Below are 17,339 nucleotides of genomic sequence, written 5' to 3' on the forward strand. Positions count from 1 at the left end.
TGCGGTACAGGTCTGGTGAGACAGCAATACTGTTGAAGATGGGACAGGCGGACGTTGGCAGGGAGAAGCGCGGTGGAGCAGCAGCGGCGGACGGAAGGGCGGAGCGAGGAGGTGGACAGCCTGACCGTGGACCAGCTCGCCGCACGGGCGGGCGTGACGGTCCGTACGGTCCGCTTCTACAGCACCCGCGGCCTGCTGCCGCCGCCCACGATCGGGCCGCGCAGAGTGGGCCGCTACGGTCCCGGCCACCTCTCGCGGCTGGCGCTGATCGAGGAGCTGCAGAACCAGGGCATGACGCTTTCGGCCATCGAGCGCTATCTCCAGCGGCTGCCGGACGACATGAGCCCCCACGACCTCGCCATCCACCGCGCCATGGTCGCCTCCTGGATGCCCGACACCGTCGACGAGGCGACGCGGGAGGAGCTGGAGCGGCGGGTGGGCCGTGAGCTGACCGACGACGACCTCGAACGGCTGGCGGCGATGAGCGTCCTGGAGAGCACGGAGGACCCCGCCCTCTTCCGCGTCGACCCCGCGCTGCTGCACCTGGGCGTGCGGCTGCTGGACACGCCGCTGTCGCAGGGGACGATCCTGGCCGCACGCGAGGCGATGCTGGAGCACGCCCGCTCGGCGGCGCGCGAGCTGAGCCGGCTGTTCAAGGACGAGGTGTGGGAGCCGTACCGGGAGCGGGAGGCCGACCCGGAGCAGGTGGCGCGGATGAAGTCGCTCTCGGCGCATATGCAGCCCATGGTGGTGCAGGCGCTGATGACCGCGTTCCAGCGCTCGCTGAAGGAGGAGCTGCGGGGGGCGTTCCCGGAGGAGGGCCCCCCGCGGTCCTCGGACGGCGGGGTCAGTCCGTGAAGGTCTCACCCTTGTTCGCCTTGTCCGCCAGCAGGTCCGGCACCGCGAACCTGTCGCCGTAGCGCTCCTGGAGCTCGCCGGCCCGGGCCACGAAACCGGGCAGGCCGCCCTCGTAGCCGTTGATGTACTGGATCACGCCGCCCGTCCACGGCGGGAAGCCGATGCCCATGACGGAGCCGATGTTGGCGTCGGCGACGGAGGTGAGAACGCCCTCCTCGAAGAGGCGGACGGTGTCCAGCGCCTCGGAGAAGAGCATCCGCTCCTGCATGTCCGTGAAGGGGATGCCCGGGTCGGCGTCGGCCGTGAAGTGCTCACGCAGACCCGGCCACAGCTTGCCGCGCCTTCCGTCCTCGCCGTAGTCGTAGAAGCCGGCTCCGCCGCTGCGGCCCGTACGGCCGAACTCGTCGACCATCCGGTCGATCACCCGGTCCGCCGGGTGCTCCTGCCACTCGACGCCCTCGGCCTCCAGGCCCCGCCGGGTCTCCTCGCGGATCTTGCGGGGCAGGGTGAGGGTCAGCTCGTCCATCAGGGAGAGCACCTTGGCCGGGTAGCCCGCCTGGGCCGCCGCCTGCTCCACGGTGGCGGGCTCGACACCCTCACCGACCAGGGCGACACCCTCGTTGATGAAGTGGCCGATGACGCGGGAGGTGAAGAAGCCGCGGGAGTCGTTGACGACGATCGGTGTCTTCTTGATCTGCTGCACCAGGTCGAAGGCCCGGGCGAGCGCCTCCTGGTCCGTCTTCCTCCCCTTGATGATCTCCACCAGGGGCATCTTGTCGACGGGTGAGAAGAAGTGCAGCCCGACGAAGCCGCTCTCGCGCTCGACGCCTTCGGCGAGCTGTGTGATGGGCAGCGTGGAGGTGTTGGAGCACAGCAGCGCGTCGGGCTCGACGATGTCCTGGATCTCCTGGAAGACCTTGTGCTTGAGCGCGGGGTCCTCGAAGACGGCCTCGATGACGGCGTCACACCCCGCGACGGCCTCAGGTTCGGAGGCCGGTGTGATGCGGGCCAGCACGGCGTCCCGTTCGGCCTCGGTCGTACGGCCGCGCGCCAGCGCCTTCTCCAGCAGGCTGGAGGAGTAGCCCTTGCCGTTCTCCGCCGCCTCCCGGGAGACGTCCTTGAGAACGACCTCGATCCCGGCCTTCGCGCACGAGTAGGCGATGCCCGCGCCCATCATGCCGGCGCCCAGCACGGCGACCTTGCGCACCTTGCGGGGCTCGACGCCCTCGGGGCGGCTGCGGCCGGCGTTGACGGCCTGCATGTCGAAGAAGAAGGCCTGGATCATGTTCTTGGAGATCTGGCCGGTGACCAGTTCCACGAAGTAGCGGGCCTCGATGACCTGGGCGAGTTCGAAGTCGACCTGGGCGCCCTCGACGGCGGCGGCGAGGATGTTGCGCTGCGCCGGGTAGGGGGCGCCGCTGGTCTGCTTGCGCAGGTTGGCGGGGAACGCGGGCAGGTTGGCGGCGAACCTGGGGTGGGAGGGGGTGCCGCCCGGAATCCGGTACCCCGGGACGTCCCAGGGCTGGCACGAGGCGGGGTTGGCGTCGATGAAAGCGCGGGCGGCGGCCAGCATGGCCTCCTCGTCCTCCACGACCTCGTGGACCAGCCCCTTCTCCCGTGCCCTGACCGGGCGGTACTGCTGCCCCTGGAGGAGCACGTTCAGCAGGGCGTCGGTGATGCCCAGGAGCCGGACCGTGCGGGTCACTCCCCCGCCGGCCGGCAGCAGTCCGAGGGTGGACTCCGGGCAGCCGATCTTGGAGCCCTTGGCGTCCAGGGCGACCCGGTGGTGGCAGGCCAGTGCGATCTCCAGGCCGCCGCCCAGCGCGGCACCGTTGATCGCGGCGACGACGGGCTTGCCGAGCGTCTCGATGCGGCGCAGGTCCCGCTTGATCTGCATGCTCCTCTCGAAGACCTGCTCGGCGTCCTCGGGGCGGGCCGCGATGAGTTCGTTGAGGTCCCCGCCCGCGAAGAAGGTCTTCTTGGCCGAGGTGACGATGACGCCGCGGACGCCGCCCGCCTCGTTCTCGCGCTCCAGGCGGTCGGCGACTGCGCCGAGCGACGCCTTGAACGCCGCGTTCATGGTGTTGGCGGACTGCTCGGGGTCGTCCAGTACGAGGGTGACGACGCCGGACTCGTCCTGTTCCCAGCGGATGGTCGTGGACTCGGGCATGGTGAGTGTTCTCTCCGTACGTCGGGCGGGCGGGTGCGGGGGCGGAAGGGCCGGAGCGGCTCAGAGCCGTTCGACGACGGTGGCGGCGCCCATGCCCCCGCCGACGCAGAGAGTGGCCAGCCCGTAGCGCTGGTCGCGGCGCTCCAGTTCGTCGACGAGGGTGCCCAGCAGCATCGCACCGGTCGCACCGAGGGGGTGGCCCATGGCGATGGCGCCGCCGTTGACGTTGACCTTCTCCAGGGGCAGTTCCATGTCCCTGGCGAAGCGCAGTACGACGGCGGCGAACGCCTCGTTCATCTCCACCAGGTCCATGTCCGCGGCCGTCAGCCCGGCCTTGGCCAGCGCCTTGCGGGACGCGGGGGCGGGACCGGTCAGCATGATCGTCGGATCGGCGCCGGAGACGGCGGCCGACAGGATGCGGGCGCGCGGACGCAGCCCGTAGCGCTCGCCGATCTGGGGGCTGCCGACGGCGACGAGGGCGCTGCCGTCGACGATGCCGGAGGAGTTGCCCGCGTGGTGGACGTGGTCGATCTCCTCGACCCAGTGGTAGCGCTGCAGCGCCACGGCGTCGAAGCCGCCCATCTCGCCGATGTCGGCGAAGGAGGGCTTGAGACCCGCGAGGGAGTCGGCGGTCGTGCCGGGCCTGATGTGCTCGTCGCGGTCCAGGACCGTCAGGCCGTTGCGGTCGGTGACGGGGATGACGGAGCCCTCGAAACGCCCGTCCTTCCACGCCTGGGTGGCCAGCTCCTGCGAGCGGGCGGCGTACTCGTCCACGTCGCGGCGTGAGAAACCCTCGATGGTCGCGATGAGGTCGGCACCGATGCCCTGCGGCACGAAGCCCGTCTCGAAGCTGGTCATGGGGTCCATGGCCCAGGCGCCGCCGTCGGAGCCCATCGGCACCCGCGACATGGACTCGACGCCGCCGGCCAGGACGAGGTCCTCCCACCCCGAACGCACCTTCGCCGCCGCGAGGTTGACCGCCTCCAGACCCGAGGCGCAGAAGCGGTTCTCCTGTACGCCCGCGACGGTGTCGGGCAGCCCCGCGGCGATCGCCGCGGTCTTGGCGATGTCGGAGCCCTGGTCACCGAGGGGGCTGACGACGCCCAGGACGATGTCGTCGACGGCCGCGGGGTCGAGGCCGGGGTGGCGGCGGCGCAGTTCGTGGATGAGGCCGACGACGAGGTCGATGGGTTTCGTTCCGTGCAGGGCGCCGTTGGCCTTCCCGCGGCCGCGCGGGGTGCGGATGGCGTCGTAGAGATACGCTTCGGTGCTCAAGATCGGCAGCCTTTCGGTGCGTACGGGTCGGGAGTCGGGGAGCGGGCCGGGGGTGCCGCCTGAGCCGAGGACGGCAGCCGGGACGTTCAGTCGAGGAGCGAACGGCCGACGATCTCCTTCATGATCTCGGTCGTGCCGCCGTAGATGGTCTGGATGCGTCCGTCCGTGAAGGCGCGAGCCACCGGGTATTCGTTCATGTAGCCGTAGCCGCCGTGGAGCTGGAGGCAGCGGTCGGTGACGCGCTTTTGCAGTTCCGTCGCCCACCACTTGGCCATGGACGCGTGTGCGGCGTCCAGTTCGCCCTTGGCGTGGTCCTCGACGCAGCGGTCGACGAAGGTACGGGTCACCGCGCACTCCGTGGCCATCTCGGCGACCTCGAAGCGGACGTGCTGGAGCTTGGCGAGCGGCTTGTCGAACGCCTTGCGCTCCTTCACGTACGCCGTGGTCTGCGCCAGCACCTCCTCCGCCGCGGCAGCGGCACCCACGGCGATGGCCAGACGTTCCTGGGCGAGGTTGGTCATCAGGTGGAGGAAGGCGCCGTCGCGCTCACCCAGCAGGTTCTCCTTCGGGACGCGCACGTCGTCGAAGAACAGTTCGGCGGTGTCCTGCGACTTCTGCCCGATCTTGTCGAGGTTGCGGCCGCGTTCGAACCCCTGGGCGCCGCGTTCGACGACGAGCAGGCTGAGGCCCTTCGCCCCGCCCTGAGGCGTCGTCCTGGCCACGACGACGACCAGGTCGGCGAGGATGCCGTTGGAGATGAAGGTCTTGGAGCCGTTGAGCAGCCAGTGGTCGCCCTCGTCCTCGGCGGTGGTGCGGATGCCCTGCAGGTCGGAGCCGGCGCCGGGCTCGGTCATCGCGATGGCGGTGATGATCTCACCCGTGCAGAAACCGGGCAGCCAGCGCCGCTTCTGCTCGCCGGTGGCCAGAGAAGTCAGATAGGGGCCGATGATGTCGTTGTGGAGTCCCACGGCGAGGCCCGCGGCGCCCTTGCGGGCGAACTCCTCGGCGAGCACCGCCGCGTAACGGAAGTCCTCCTCGCCCCCGCCGCCGTACTCCTCGGGCACGGCGAGTCCGAGCAGCCCCTGTCTGCCGGCCGCCAGCCACGCCTCGCGGGAGACGATTCCGTCCCTCTCCCACTGCTCGTAGTACGGCTCGACCTCCTTGGCCAGGAAGGTACGGACGGTCTGCCGGAACGCTTCGTGGTCCTCGGTGAAGATCTGGCGCTTCATGTGGTCGGTGCTCCCCTTCGGGCCTTCGCCTCTCGCCTGCCGGCGCTGCCGGGCTCCGCGGTCCGTGTTGCGCCTTCCCCGTTGCGTCTTCCGCGTGCCTGCTCCGCGTTGCGTGCGCCGCTTTGCGTGCTCAGCGTTGCGTGCGCCGCTTTGCGTGCTCCGCGTTGCGTGCTCAGCGTTCCGCCACGCGTCGTACGAGGGCGGGCCCGTCACCTGTCCGTCCTGTCGGGCCGGCCTCTCCCGCCGCCCCCGCCCGGCCTGCTCACAACCAGCTCTTGACCCGCTCGATCAGTCCGGCGGGGTCGGGGCCGACGGGCACGACGTTGAGCATCGTGACGCCGGCCTCACGGAACGCCTCGATGCGCTCGCGCACATAACCCTCGGGGCCGCACAGGGAGACCAGCTCGCAGAACTCGGCGGGGACCGCGGCCTCCGCCTCCTTCTTCTTCCCCGAGAGGTAGAGGTCCTGCACCTTCTCGGCGGCCTCCTCGTAACCGTACGCCCGCGCTACATCGTTGTAGAAGTTCTTGCCCTTGGCGCCCATGCCGCCGATGTAGAGAGCGATGAGGGGGCGCACCGACTCCCGTACGGCCGCCGCGTCCTCCCCCACCGCCAGGACCGTACCCGCGGAGATCTCCAGCGGGCCGCGCCCGGGAGCACGCTTGGCCGCTCCCTCGGCCAGCGCACTGCCCCACACCTGCTGCGACTTCTCCGGTATGAACAGGTGCGGGAGCCAGCCGTCGGCGATCTCGGCAGTCATACGCACATTGGCCGGGCCGAGCGCGGCGATGTGGATCGGAACCTCTTCGCGCGCCGGGTGATTGAGGAACTTCAGCGGCTTGCCGAGCTTGCCGCCCTTCTCCGCGGGCAGCGGCATGTCGGTGATGCCGTGGTGGTCGATGATCTCGCGGCGCCAGATGCGGCGGCACAGCTCCACCGTCTCGCGGGTGCGCCCGAGCGGCCTGTCGTACGGCTTGCCGTGCCAGCCCTCGACGACCTGCGGCCCGGAGGCCCCGAGACCGAGCAGGGCACGCCCTTCGGAGAGGACGTCGAGACCGGCGCCGGTCTGTGCGATGAGCGCCGGAGTGCGGGAGTAGACGTTGAGGATGCCGGCACCGATCTGCATCCGCTCGGTGCGAGCCGCGATGTAGCCCATGACGGTGGGCGAGTCGAAACCGTACGCCTCCGCCACCCAGACCGCGTCGAGACCGGCGGCCTCCAGCTTGACCACCTCGTCGGCGGCGGTGCGGGGGTTGTCTGCGTACTGGAGAGGGGTGGCGATCTTCATGCGTCACTGTCCTTGGCGGGGGCGGGTGTTCCGGAGGCGGGCGTTTCGGAGGCAGGTCTTCCGGAGACGGGTGCCTCCGGTGCGGGGGCAGGCCCGGACGCGCGTACGCCGCCGGACGCGGCTGTCCTCCCGAGAGCGGGAACCTGCCAGTCGCGGGCCACCTCGGCGGTGTCCGCGCCCGGCAGGGCGGGCGTCCTGCTGACGGACGTGGGCGTCGAGGAGAAGCGGGGCGCGGGAGCGGGCTGGGTGATCCCGGCGATCTCGACGAAAGTGCCACGGGCGGCCAGGTGCGGATGCCGGGGGGCCTCACGGAGGGAGAGCACCGGGGCCACGCAGGCGTCGGAGTCCTGGAAGACCTCGCTCCACTCCTCGCGCGTACGGGACTTGAACCGGTCGGCGACAGCGCTGCGCAACCGCGTCCACGCGCCGGGGTCCTCGCGGTCGGGCAGCCGCTCCCCCTCCAGGCCGAGCAGACGGGTGAACTCGCGGTAGAACTGGGGCTCCAGCGCACCGACGGCGACGAACTCACCGTCCGCGGTCTCGTACGTGCCGTAGAAGGGGGCACCGCCGTCCAGCAGGTTCGCCCCGCGCCGGTCCTGCCAGGCACCGGCGGACAGCATTCCGTGGATCATTGCCGACAGATGGCTCGTGCCGTCCACGATCGCGGCGTCCACGACCTGGCCCCGGCCGCCTTCGGTTCGTGCGTGCTGCAGAGCGGCGAGCACGCCGATCACCAGATAGAGCGAACCGCCGGCGTAGTCGCCCAGCAGGTTGGCGGGCGCGTACGGGGGCCCCTCCGCGGGGCCGGTCATGCCGAGTGCCCCGGTGAGGGCGATGTAGCCGATGTCGTGTCCGGCGCGCTGGGCGAGGGGGCCGTCCTGGCCCCAGCCGGTCATGCGGCCGTAGACGAGCCGGGGGTTGCGGGCCAGGCACACGTCGGGGCCGACCCCGAGACGCTCGGCGACACCGGGGCGGTTGCCCTCGATGAGGACGTCCGCCTGTTCGACGAGGTCGAGTGCGGCCGCGACGCCGTCCTCACCCTTCAGGTCGAGCGTGACGGAGCGCTTGTTGCGGTTGGTGACGTCACGGGCGGGGTCGATGCCCAGCGGGGCCCCTCCGGGCCGGTCGACGCGCACGACGTCCGCGCCCAGATCGGCGAGCACCATCCCCGCGAAGGGCCCGGGACCGATCCCGGCCAGCTCCACCACGCGCACTCCGCCGAGGGGGCCGCCGCCGCTGTCCGCCGCTGTCGTCATCGAGTCCCCAGCAGATGTGACACAACTGATGTAACACCAACGATGCTATGAACGCGTTGCACTTTCCACAACCCCGGGAGCACGGGCGAGCCGCCGCCCGCGCAGTGGCGTGTGCCACACGGCACCACACCGGCTCCGGCCCCGCACACGGATGACGGCGCCCACCACCCCTCCGGCGGGCCCGTCGGTTCGCAGCACCGGGCCGGCCCACTCGTGTGAGTGATGACGCCTCACGGATTCTGCGCAATACTGATTGCACTGAGGGGAAAGCAAGCAGCTTCGCGCAATTCTGCTTCCGCGGGACGCGGGGCGCGGGGCAGAGAGGTGGGGAGCATGAGCGAGAGCGCACACATGGAGCGGGAGCTGCGCAGCCAGCCGGAGACGTGGCGGGCGGCGGCCCGGCAGGCTTCCGCAGGCACGGCTCTGCCCGGGGCCGGCCTGCGGGTGGCGGTCGTGGGCTGCGGCACCTCGTGGTTCATGGCCCAGTCCTTCGCGTCCCTGCGCGAGCGGGCGGGGCTGGGGCAGACGGACGCCTTCGCCGCGTCCGAGGCGCTCCTGGGAAGCGGGCGGGAGTACGACACGGTGCTGGCCCTCACCCGGTCCGGGACGACCACGGAGGTGCTGCGTCTCCTGGAGGCCCTGCGGGGGCGCATCCCCACGGTGACCGTCCTCGGCGACCCGGCGACTCCCGCCGCCGAACTCTCGGACGCGACGGTCTGCCTCCCCTTCGCTGACGAACTCTCCGTCGTGCAGACCCGCTTCGCCACCAGCGCGCTGGCCCTGCTGCGCGCGCACCTGGGAGAGGACCTGACGGACGCGGTGCGGGACGCGGAGCTGGCGCTGACGGCGCCGGTGCGCCAGGCGTGGGTGGAGGCCGAGCAGTTCACCTTCCTCGGCACCGGATGGACGGTCGGGCTGGCACATGAGGCAGCGCTGAAGATGCGTGAGGCGGCACAGTCCTGGACGGAGTCCTATCCCGCCATGGAGTACCGGCACGGTCCCATATCGATCGCCGCGCCCGGCCGGATCACCTGGGTACTGGGGGCTTCGCCGCAGGGTCTGGAGGAGGAAGTCGGCAATACGGGCGCCTCTTTCGTGCACCACCGCGAGCGTGACGCGCTGGCGGATCTGGTGCTGGTGCAGCGGGTGGCGCTGGAGCGTGCGCGCGCTCGCGGCCTCGATCCCGATGCGCCCCGCAGCCTGACCCGTTCGGTGATGCTGGACGCATCCCCCTGACCCGACAGACCTCCCGGCCCGGTGCCGTGGCGCCGCGCCACTGTCCGCACTCCGGTCCACCGCCCGGGTTCCGTCACTCCTCCGCGTCCCGTCCCTCCCCGTCCCCACGGGCCGTCTTCGTACAGGGAAGTCACGAGCATGCCTCTCGTCTCCACCGCGTCCATCGTCGGCACGGCCCGGTCGGCCGGCGCCGGCGCACCGGCCTTCAACGTCCTGCATCTGGAGACCGCCGAGGCGCTCGTGGCGGCGGCGGAGCGGGCGGGGGTTCCGCTGATCCTCCAGATCAGTGAGAACTGCGTCCGGTACCACGGGAGTCTGGTGCCGCTGCTGCGGGCCACCCTTGCCATGGCGGAGGCCGCCGAGGTGGGGATCTCCGTGCATCTGGACCACATCACGGACGCCGCTCTGCTTCGGGAGGGAGTCGGGGCGGGAGCACGCTCGGTGATGATCGACGCCTCCGCCCTGCCCTACGAGGAGAACCTCGCCGTCACCGCCGAGCTGACCGCGTGGTGCCACCGGCAAGACGTCCATGTCGAGGCCGAGTTGGGAGAGGTGGGCGGCAAGGACGGTGTCCACGCACCCGGCGCCCGTACGGACCCTGACGAGGCGCTCGCCTTCGTCCGGGCGACGCGGGTGGATGCCCTTGCCGTAGCTGTCGGCTCCTCGCACGCCATGCGGGAGCGTACGGCCGTGCTCGACAAGGAGCTGATCCGGGCGCTGCGGGAGCGGCTTCCGGTGCCGCTGGTACTGCACGGGTCCTCGGGTGTACCGGACGAGGAGCTGCGCGCGGCGGTCGCGGCCGGCATGGTGAAGATCAACATCTCTACTCATCTGGTGTCGGTCTTCACCGGCGAGGTGCGCCGGACCCTGGCGGAGAGTCCCGGACTCATCGATTCGCGCAAGTATGTCGGGCCGGCTCGGGAGGCGGTCTCACAGGAGGCGGAGCGGCTGCTGCGGCTTCTGGGGAGCTCAGCGCCATGAAGCGGCACGAGCGGATGAACGCGCTGCTGGAGTTGCTCGGTGAACGACAAAGGCTGGATGTGGAGGAGGCGGCCACGGCGCTGGAGGTCTCCGCGGCGACCATGCGGCGCGACATGGACACGCTCGCGGAGCAGCAGTTGCTCACGCGGACGCGCGGCGGTGCGGTGCTCAGCTCCATCGCCTACGACCTGCCGATCCGCTACAAGCGCGGCCATCAGGCCCTGCAGAAGCAGGCTGTCGCCCGTGCCGCGGCCGAGATGGCCGGTCGTGGTGACGTCGTCGGGCTCAGCGGCGGCACCACGACCACGGAGATCGCCCGCGCGCTCGCCATCAGACCGGAGTTCGCAGAGCCGGGGCCGGGTGCGCATCTGACGGTCGTGACCAACTCCCTCAACATCGCGAACGAGTTGGCGGTCCGTCCTCAGATCAAGATCGTACTGACGGGCGGGGTCGCTCACTCCCGTTCCTTCGAACTCACCGGCCCCTTCAGCGAACTGGTGCTGCAACAGCTCACGATGGATCTCGCCTTCATCGGAGTGAACGGCATCGATCCCCGCTGGGGAGCGACCGTCCACGACGAGGCCGAGGCCACCACGAACCGTCTGATGGCCCGGCGGGCGGCGCGTTCGGTGGTCGTCGCGGACTCCTCCAAGCTCGGACTGCGCTGCTTCGCGCGGGTCGGCGGTGCGGACGTCTTCAGCACGTTCATCACCGACGACGGGATGGACGAGGCCGCGCAGCAGGAATTCTCGGACCTCGGCATGCGGGTGGTGAAGGCCGAGGCTCCCGACGCCGACGGATGAGCGGCGCTGAGCCCGTTGAGCGGCGCTCAGCGGCCGAACGGGCGCTGACGGCTGAGCGCGGACGGGGCAGCCCCGGGCTCCGGTGACGCCCCGGTCACCGGACCGCCCGCTGCTGCCGGACCGGACGCTGCTCCCGGACCGGAGGCTGCTCCCGGACCGGAGGCTGCTCCCGGACCGGACGCTGCTGCCCGGGCACCCGTGCCGGACGGGTCCTGTGCCGTCCGGAAGCCGATGAGGCGGGCGAGGCGGGCGAGGCAGCCAGGAAGGAGACCCAGACCGAGGGATGAGGACGGCGTGACCTGCCGGTACGAGGGCGGGACCTGCTCGCCGGAGGGCTCCTCACAGCAGCCCCGCTCACGCGGGCAAGTTCCCCGCGGTTCCGTGGGCAGCGTCGTGGCGGCATCGCCCCGGCCACCGGCGGGGTTCCGGCGCGCCGGGCCCGGGCCCGCGGTCGTACTCGTCCACCTGTGCGCGCAGCGCGTCCTGGACCGCCGGCACCCCGGCCTCGGTGCGCGGCCATGTCACGGAACCCGTGGGCGTGTTCATGAGGGTGTCACGCCGCACCGGACGCTCGCGCACAGCTCCCGGCGGCCGGCCCGGGCGGCGGTGCCCATCGGTTGCACCGGATCCGCCACCGCTTGAGTTCGTGTGCCGGGTGCCAGAATGCGCGTCATGGAGCGATCTTCACCAGCAGCAGTCGGTGCGGCACGGCCGGTCAGCGCGCCCGCACGTGCCCGCGTGGTCGGTGCAGAGGACACGCACCCTGCGGACACCTCCCCCGGAGGGGATCAGGAAGGGGCGCGCACCGGGACGGCCCTGCCCGGCCTCGCGCACGCGTGGTCCGCTCTCGACGGCGACGCCGCCCTCCTGGAAGCCGTCTCCTGCCGACTGCGCACGGGGGTGCTCCCGGCCCGGCTGCCCGTCCGGGACCTGGCCCGCGCGACTGTCGCGGTGTGCTCACTCGCCGCGGCCGAGCTGTCGACTCTGCGCTCGGGCTCCCCCGGCTCCGGCTCCGGCGGCTCCCCGGGCGTCCCGTCCGTACGCCTGGACGACGGCGCGGTGGCGACCGCCTTCACCAGCGAACGCCACCTGCGCACGGACGGACGGGCCTCGGAGAACTTCGCCCCGCTCTCCCGCTTCTGGCGCACCCGCGACGGCTGGGTGCGCACCCACGCCAACTACCCGCACCACCGCGTACGACTGCTGCGGGCGCTGGGCATCCCGCAGGGGGACCGCGACGAGCCGGCGCTGGTCGACGCCGTCGCCGCCGAACTGGCCCAGCGTGAGGGCGCCGAGGTCGAGGAGACCGTGTACGCGGCGGGCGGGCTCGCCGTCGCCGCACGGGCGGCCCGGGAGTGGGCGGCACATCCGCAGGGCAGGGAGGCGGCGCGCCGCCCGCTGCTGAGAGTCGCGCGCATGGACCAGGCACCGCCGCTGCCCCTGACGGAGTCGGCCGGGCAGCGTGCGCTGCGTTCGGTGCGGGTGCTGGACCTCACCCGGGTCATCGCCGGTCCCGTCGCGACGCGGACGCTGGCGCTGTTCGGCGCGGACGTGCTGCGCGTGGACGCGCCGCAGCTTCAGGAGAGCCCGGACGCGCACGCCGACACCGGGCCGGGTAAACGCTCCACCCTGCTCGACCTCTCCTCCCGCGCGGACCAGGCCACCTTCGAGGAGCTGCTGTCGGCGGCCGACGTCGTCGTCACGGGTTACCGCCCGGGCGTCCTGGACCGGTTCGGGCTCGCTCCGGAGTCGCTGGCCGACCGCCGCCCCGGCCTGGTCGTGGGGCAGTTGAGCGCCTGGGGCGCGTACGGGCCGTGGCGCAGGCGGCGCGGCTTCGACTCCCTCGTGCAGGCGGCGAGCGGCATCGCCCTCACCGAGGGACGGCAGGACGAGGGCGAGGGCGGCGGCGGCCGAACCGGGCCCGGCAGCGGCCCCGCCACCCCGTCCCCCGGGACGCTCCCCGCGCAGGCCCTGGACCACGGGACGGGCTACCTGCTGGCGGCCGCCGTGCTGCGGGCCCTGACGGAGCAGCGCCGCGGGCAGTGCGGTTCGAGGCTCGTACGTACGGCACTCGCCCAGACCGCCGAGTGGCTCCAGCACGGGCTGAATTCATCGCCGGAGGACGTCCTGGCCGCCGCAGCACCGGGCGGCGCCCCCCACGATCCGGCCGACTGGCTCACCGAGACCGACAGCCCGCTGGGCCGACTGCGCTATGCGCTGCCGCCCGTCGGCTACGAGGGCGCCCCGACCGACTGGTCCCGCCCACCGGGAGTACCGGGAGCCGATCCGCCCGCCTGGTGGTGAGGCGGGACGCGTCACGAACGAACGCCCTGACTTCCCGGTGCGGCGGGGAAGCCAGGGCGTAAGGCGTTCCCCTTGCTCGTCGGTCAGCAGGCGAACGCCCCCGCTCGTGTTCACCGAGGCTGGTAGGCGGTGGCCAGCACGGAAACGGTCAGCTGATCCGGCAGGAGGCCGTCGTCGTCCGGGTCTGCACTGCTCACGTGGCGTGCGCTCGGCGACATCGCTACCAGGTCCAGGACATCGGACCTGGTCAGTGAGGCGGAGTACTCCACCTCTTCAGTGACGACGGCCGTGAAGAAGGGGTTGAGCGCCCGGTGCAGCCGCTGTTCCTTGGCCGGGTCGACGGTGACCATGGCAGGCACCTGGCCGCGCAGCTCGGCCAAGTGCCGCCCGGTGGGACGGACCACGATCAGCCGGCCGGTCGGGCGCAGCACTCGGTGGAACTCGGCCGGGTTGCGTGGGGCGAACACGTCCAGCACGACATCGGCCACCCCGTCGGCCAGCGGGAAGGGGCGGAAGACGTCCCAGGCCACCGCGGCGGCCCGGTCGTGGACACGGGCTGCCGAGCGCAGCGCGCGCACCGATGTGTCCAGCCCCAGACCACGGGCGCCGGGCAGCCGGTCGAGTACGCCGGCCAGGTAGTAGCCCGTGCCGCATCCCACGTCCACGACCGTGGCTCGCTCAGATGCGACGTCGGCCGCCAGGAGGGCCCCGACTTCGCGGATGGGCGCGTAGGAGCCGGTGGCCAGGAACCGGTCCCGGGCCCGGACCATGGCTGCGTCGTCGCCGCTGGTGGCGCGGGTGCCCGTCAGCAGGCTGGCGTAGCCGTGGCGGGCGATGTCGAAGGTGTGACCCACCGGGCAGCGCAACGCGCCGTGGTCGGGGTGCAGGCAGCGCGTGCGGCACGTCGGGCAGCGCAGCAGGTCGAGGGAGCGATCGAGGGCGGGGGGAAGCGACACGGGCACGAGGCACTCCTGGCAAGGGTGAAGAAAGGAGACCGTGCCTGCACGCGCGCTCAGAGCGCCACGGCCTCAGGAAGGACGGGCAGCATGGGGACGTGGTTCACGCAGCAGGCGCACCAGGGAGGGCGACGCCGTCCGGCATCGCCCTCAGCGCCTTCCGGTCACAACGAGCAGCAGCGCGGGGTGCTCATGGACGCCACGTCATGAGTCTACGAGCACGGCGAAGCCCTTCATACCTCCGTTCCCGGGAGTTGGGAGACACGGCCTAGAGCGACTTGCCGCTCCCGCCCTCGCCGCTGCCCTTCTCCCCGTTCCCCCGGTTCAGTTCGCGCTCCTCCCGGCGCCGCTGCCGCTCCACCTCACGCCTCTGGATCTTCTCCTCGCGCGAGGGCTTCCGTACGACTCCGACGCCGCCCATCACCGTGAAGCCGGTGATGACCACGCGCGGGGCGTCCGGGTCGCCCAAGCCGGAGGCGGAGGTGTCGAAGCCGCCCATGACGCCGATGCCGCGCACCTCCACGCTGAGGCCCGGCGGTACGGTGACGCTCATTCCGCCCATCAGCGCGAAGCAGCGGATGACGACTTCCCGTTCCTCGAACCGGGCGTCGCGCAGGTCGAGTTCACCGCCGCCCATGATGCCGATGCCGGTGAAGGCCTTCGGCACCGTCCACTCCCCCTTGCGGCCGAAGCCTCCCATGATGCCGATGCCCCAGCGGGAGCTGGCGACGCCGCCGATGCGCTCGGCCCAGCGGCGCCTGCCGCGCGGGGCGGGAGCGCGGTCCCCGTCCTCGTCCGGCTCGCCGGCGGACGCCCCGCCGCTGTGCTGCTGCGGAAGGTCTCGTACCAGCGGGACCAACTCACCCCGCGTACGGGCCTGATAGGCGCCGTCCAGACGCTCCTGGAACTCCTCCATCCCGAGCCGGCCCTCGGCCAGCGCGTCGCGCAGCACCTCGGCGACGCGCTCTCTCTCCGCGTCCGAGGCGCGCATCTCCGGCAGATCGTCCGTCATGCGATCACCCTAGTACTCCCCGCGGTTCACTGGACCGACGCCAGGAGCCACTCGGCCAGGACCACGGCTGAGAAGCCCAGCACGAGAACGCCCGTTGCCACCCTGGTGCGGCCGCGGCGGCTGAGGACGATGGCGGTGCCGGAGAGGGTGAGCGCGATCCCGTAGAAGCCGACGGTCAGGACGGAGGGCGCGTTGCCCACTCGCACGACGAGGGCGACGGCCACGGCGGCCATCACCACTCCGGAGACGACGGCGCGGACCCTGCGGGCCTGGCGCGGCGTCAGCCCCGTGCGGGGCCGCTCCCCTTCATGTGCCTCCCCCTCGGGTGCTTCCCCCTCGTGAGCCTGCCCCTCGGGAGCTTCCCCCTCGGGTGCTTCCCCCTCGTGAGCCTGCCCCTCGGGAGCTTCCCCCTCGGGTGCTTCCCCCTGGGCCGGCTCCTCCCCCTCGGGTGGCGTCCGCCGGCCCCGTGCCTCCTCACCGGCGGCCGCCGGCGGGAAGGGGGCGTCGTGGCGGGCCTCTTCGCTGTCCGCGCCGCGGCGGGGGGAGGACTCGTCGGAGTCGGTGACCGCCGTCGCGTCGTCGGTCGTCGGTCTTATGTTGGCTTCCGGCATGCCGGGAGGCTATCCGCCTCCGGCGTCGCCTGTCGCCGCCCCCCGCAACTCGCCGCACGGCTCACGCGCCCCCTTCCGCGTCCGTGCGGGCGCGGGCGGGCGGGCTGCTCGCCGGCCGCCTACTTGTGGGTCCACTCCCGCAGCTCGGCCCTGGTGTCGAACTTGCCGAGGTTGGTGTCTATCGGGTCGTCCGTGTACTGGTGGAAGCGCCAGGGGTGCTTGATCCCGGGATTGCCCGGGTCGCCGTTGTAGTGGGCTATCCACAGGCCGTCGCCCGCGAAGGACGTCGTGTCGTGGTTGAGCCAGAAGTTGGTGTTGCAGTACAGCAGCACCCTGGTGTTGGGGCGCTCCTCCTGGACGTACTTGATCCAGGAGTCCTTCTCGGAGTTGCTGACCGCCGAGTCCTCCCAGTCGAGCACGAGCATGTCGCCCCGCACGAGGTTGATCTTCGACATGAAGTAGTCGGCCTGGTCCTTCATGCTGCCGTTGCGCACGAAGTGGTAGAAGCCGGTGACGAGTTCGGCGTCGCGGGCGGTCTGGCGCTGGTCGACCCATTTGGGGTTCGTGTACGAGGTTCCCTCCGTGATCTTGATGAACACGAAGTCGAGGCCCTTCGTGCTGTAGTCGGACGGCTGGTACGACGAGACGTCGACACCCTTGATCACGGTGAACTCCTTCTTCCGGCTGACCTCTTCGGTTCAACCGTCCCGTACCCGTAACCCAGCGTCCCCTACCCCCACCGACCGCTGCCTGCCGGGCGGACGCGGAGGCGCGGCACGGGGCACGGAACGCCTCCGGGCGGGCGCCGTCCGGCGCGTCGTCACGGCCCCGCGGAGGGCCCCGGGCGGAGGATCGGTGCCGGACGGGTACGGCGCGAGTGCCGTACCCCGACACTTGGACGACAGACACCGGCAGGCAGGAGAGGGATCATCATGGCGACGACACGCACCGCGCACACCGTGTGGGACGGCGACCTGAAGCAGGGCTCGGGCGAGGTCACCTTCGACTCGTCCGGCATCGGCACGCAGTCCGTGACCTGGGCCTCGCGCGCGGAGGAGCCGAACGGCAGGACCAGCCCGGAGGAGCTGATCGCCGCCGCGCACTCCAGCTGCTTCTCGATGGCCCTGTCCAACGGGCTCACGTCGGCGGGCAACCCGCCCACCCGGCTGACCACCCGGGCCGAGGTGTCCTTCCAGCCGGGCACGGGCATCACGGGCATCCATCTGTCCGTACGCGGGGAGGTGCCGGGCGTCGACGAGGCGGCCTTCACGGCGGCGGCCAAGGATGCGAAGGCCAACTGTCCGGTCTCCCAGGCGCTTTCGGGCACCACCATCTCGCTTTCCGCCGAACTGGCCTGAGC

The 17,339-nt window shown here is 71.7% G+C and carries 15 protein-coding genes; 6 read left to right on the top strand and 9 right to left on the bottom strand.

What is annotated here, in order from left to right; genetic code table 11:
- The first annotated feature begins 72 nt into the window (after positions 1–72).
- Positions 73–858, top strand: coding sequence for a MerR family transcriptional regulator (locus H343_RS0104130; protein ID WP_051264572.1), 786 nt, complete (start codon positions 73–75; stop codon positions 856–858).
- Here the strand turns inward: H343_RS0104130 and H343_RS0104135 are convergent.
- From H343_RS0104135 to H343_RS28825, 5 genes are all read right to left on the bottom strand, one after another.
- Positions 848–3,028, bottom strand: coding sequence for a 3-hydroxyacyl-CoA dehydrogenase NAD-binding domain-containing protein (locus H343_RS0104135; RefSeq protein WP_028430100.1), 2,181 nt, complete (start codon positions 3,026–3,028; stop codon positions 848–850). The two genes, H343_RS0104130 and H343_RS0104135, sit on opposite strands and share 11 nt — an antisense overlap.
- Positions 3,029–3,088: 60 nt before the next feature.
- A complete protein-coding gene (locus H343_RS0104140) occupies positions 3,089–4,303 on the bottom strand; it encodes an acetyl-CoA C-acetyltransferase (RefSeq protein ID WP_028430101.1) in 1,215 nt (404 codons plus the stop codon).
- Between the two features lie 86 nt (positions 4,304–4,389).
- Positions 4,390–5,532 carry an acyl-CoA dehydrogenase family protein gene (locus tag H343_RS0104145; protein ID WP_028430102.1) on the bottom strand — a complete coding sequence of 381 codons (1,143 nt, stop codon included), beginning with the start codon at positions 5,530–5,532 and terminating at the stop codon, positions 4,390–4,392.
- Positions 5,533–5,794: 262 nt separating this feature from the next.
- On the bottom strand, positions 5,795–6,820 hold the full coding sequence (locus H343_RS0104150; RefSeq protein WP_028430103.1) for an LLM class F420-dependent oxidoreductase: 1,026 nt from the start codon (positions 6,818–6,820) through the stop codon (positions 5,795–5,797).
- Positions 6,817–8,076 (bottom strand): CaiB/BaiF CoA transferase family protein, encoded by a 1,260-nt coding sequence (locus tag H343_RS28825; RefSeq protein ID WP_078504996.1) that lies wholly within the window; start codon positions 8,074–8,076, stop codon positions 6,817–6,819. Before H343_RS28825 ends, H343_RS0104150 begins: the two co-directional genes overlap by 4 nt.
- A 333-nt stretch (positions 8,077–8,409) precedes the next feature.
- Here H343_RS28825 and H343_RS0104160 point away from each other — a divergent pair, with 333 nt between their 5' ends.
- The 4 genes from H343_RS0104160 (at position 8,410) to H343_RS0104180 (ending at position 13,400) form a co-directional block, all read left to right on the top strand.
- The gene (locus H343_RS0104160) at positions 8,410–9,312 is read left to right on the top strand and encodes an SIS domain-containing protein (protein WP_028430104.1); all 903 of its coding nucleotides are present in this window, start codon (positions 8,410–8,412) and stop codon (positions 9,310–9,312) included.
- A 138-nt stretch (positions 9,313–9,450) separates the two neighbouring features.
- Positions 9,451–10,293 (top strand): class II fructose-bisphosphate aldolase, encoded by an 843-nt coding sequence (locus tag H343_RS0104165; protein ID WP_028430105.1) that lies wholly within the window; start codon positions 9,451–9,453, stop codon positions 10,291–10,293.
- Entirely contained in the window at positions 10,290–11,096 is an 807-nt protein-coding gene (locus H343_RS0104170) for a DeoR/GlpR family DNA-binding transcription regulator (protein WP_028430106.1), read from the top strand. Before H343_RS0104165 ends, H343_RS0104170 begins: the two co-directional genes overlap by 4 nt.
- Before the next feature lie 672 nt (positions 11,097–11,768).
- Positions 11,769–13,400: a CoA transferase gene (locus tag H343_RS0104180; RefSeq protein ID WP_106958779.1), complete on the top strand. Its 1,632-nt coding sequence runs from the start codon at positions 11,769–11,771 to the stop codon at positions 13,398–13,400.
- 110 nt (positions 13,401–13,510) lie between these two features.
- Here H343_RS0104180 and H343_RS0104185 read toward each other — a convergent pair whose 3' ends face one another.
- The 4 genes from H343_RS0104185 to H343_RS0104200 all read right to left on the bottom strand — a co-directional run bounded on the left by H343_RS0104185 (position 13,511) and on the right by H343_RS0104200 (position 16,644).
- On the bottom strand, positions 13,511–14,362 hold the full coding sequence (locus tag H343_RS0104185; protein ID WP_028430109.1) for a methyltransferase domain-containing protein: 852 nt from the start codon (positions 14,360–14,362) through the stop codon (positions 13,511–13,513).
- A gap of 262 nt (positions 14,363–14,624) precedes the next feature.
- A complete protein-coding gene (locus H343_RS0104190; RefSeq protein ID WP_037902304.1) occupies positions 14,625–15,368 on the bottom strand; it encodes a DUF1707 and DUF2154 domain-containing protein in 744 nt (247 codons plus the stop codon).
- 26 nt (positions 15,369–15,394) lie between these two features.
- Complete coding sequence (locus tag H343_RS35785; RefSeq protein WP_486586778.1) at positions 15,395–15,979, bottom strand: hypothetical protein; 585 nt, start codon at positions 15,977–15,979, stop codon at positions 15,395–15,397.
- A 119-nt stretch (positions 15,980–16,098) separates the two neighbouring features.
- Entirely contained in the window at positions 16,099–16,644 is a 546-nt protein-coding gene (locus tag H343_RS0104200; RefSeq protein ID WP_028430111.1) for a glycoside hydrolase family 25 protein, read from the bottom strand.
- Positions 16,645–16,911: 267 nt separating this feature from the next.
- Here H343_RS0104200 and H343_RS0104205 point away from each other — a divergent pair, with 267 nt between their 5' ends.
- Entirely contained in the window at positions 16,912–17,337 is a 426-nt protein-coding gene (locus tag H343_RS0104205) for an OsmC family peroxiredoxin (RefSeq protein WP_028430112.1), read from the top strand.
- Positions 17,338–17,339 lie beyond the last annotated feature (2 nt).

It is taken from the genome of Streptomyces sp. TAA204 (genome assembly GCF_000424965.1).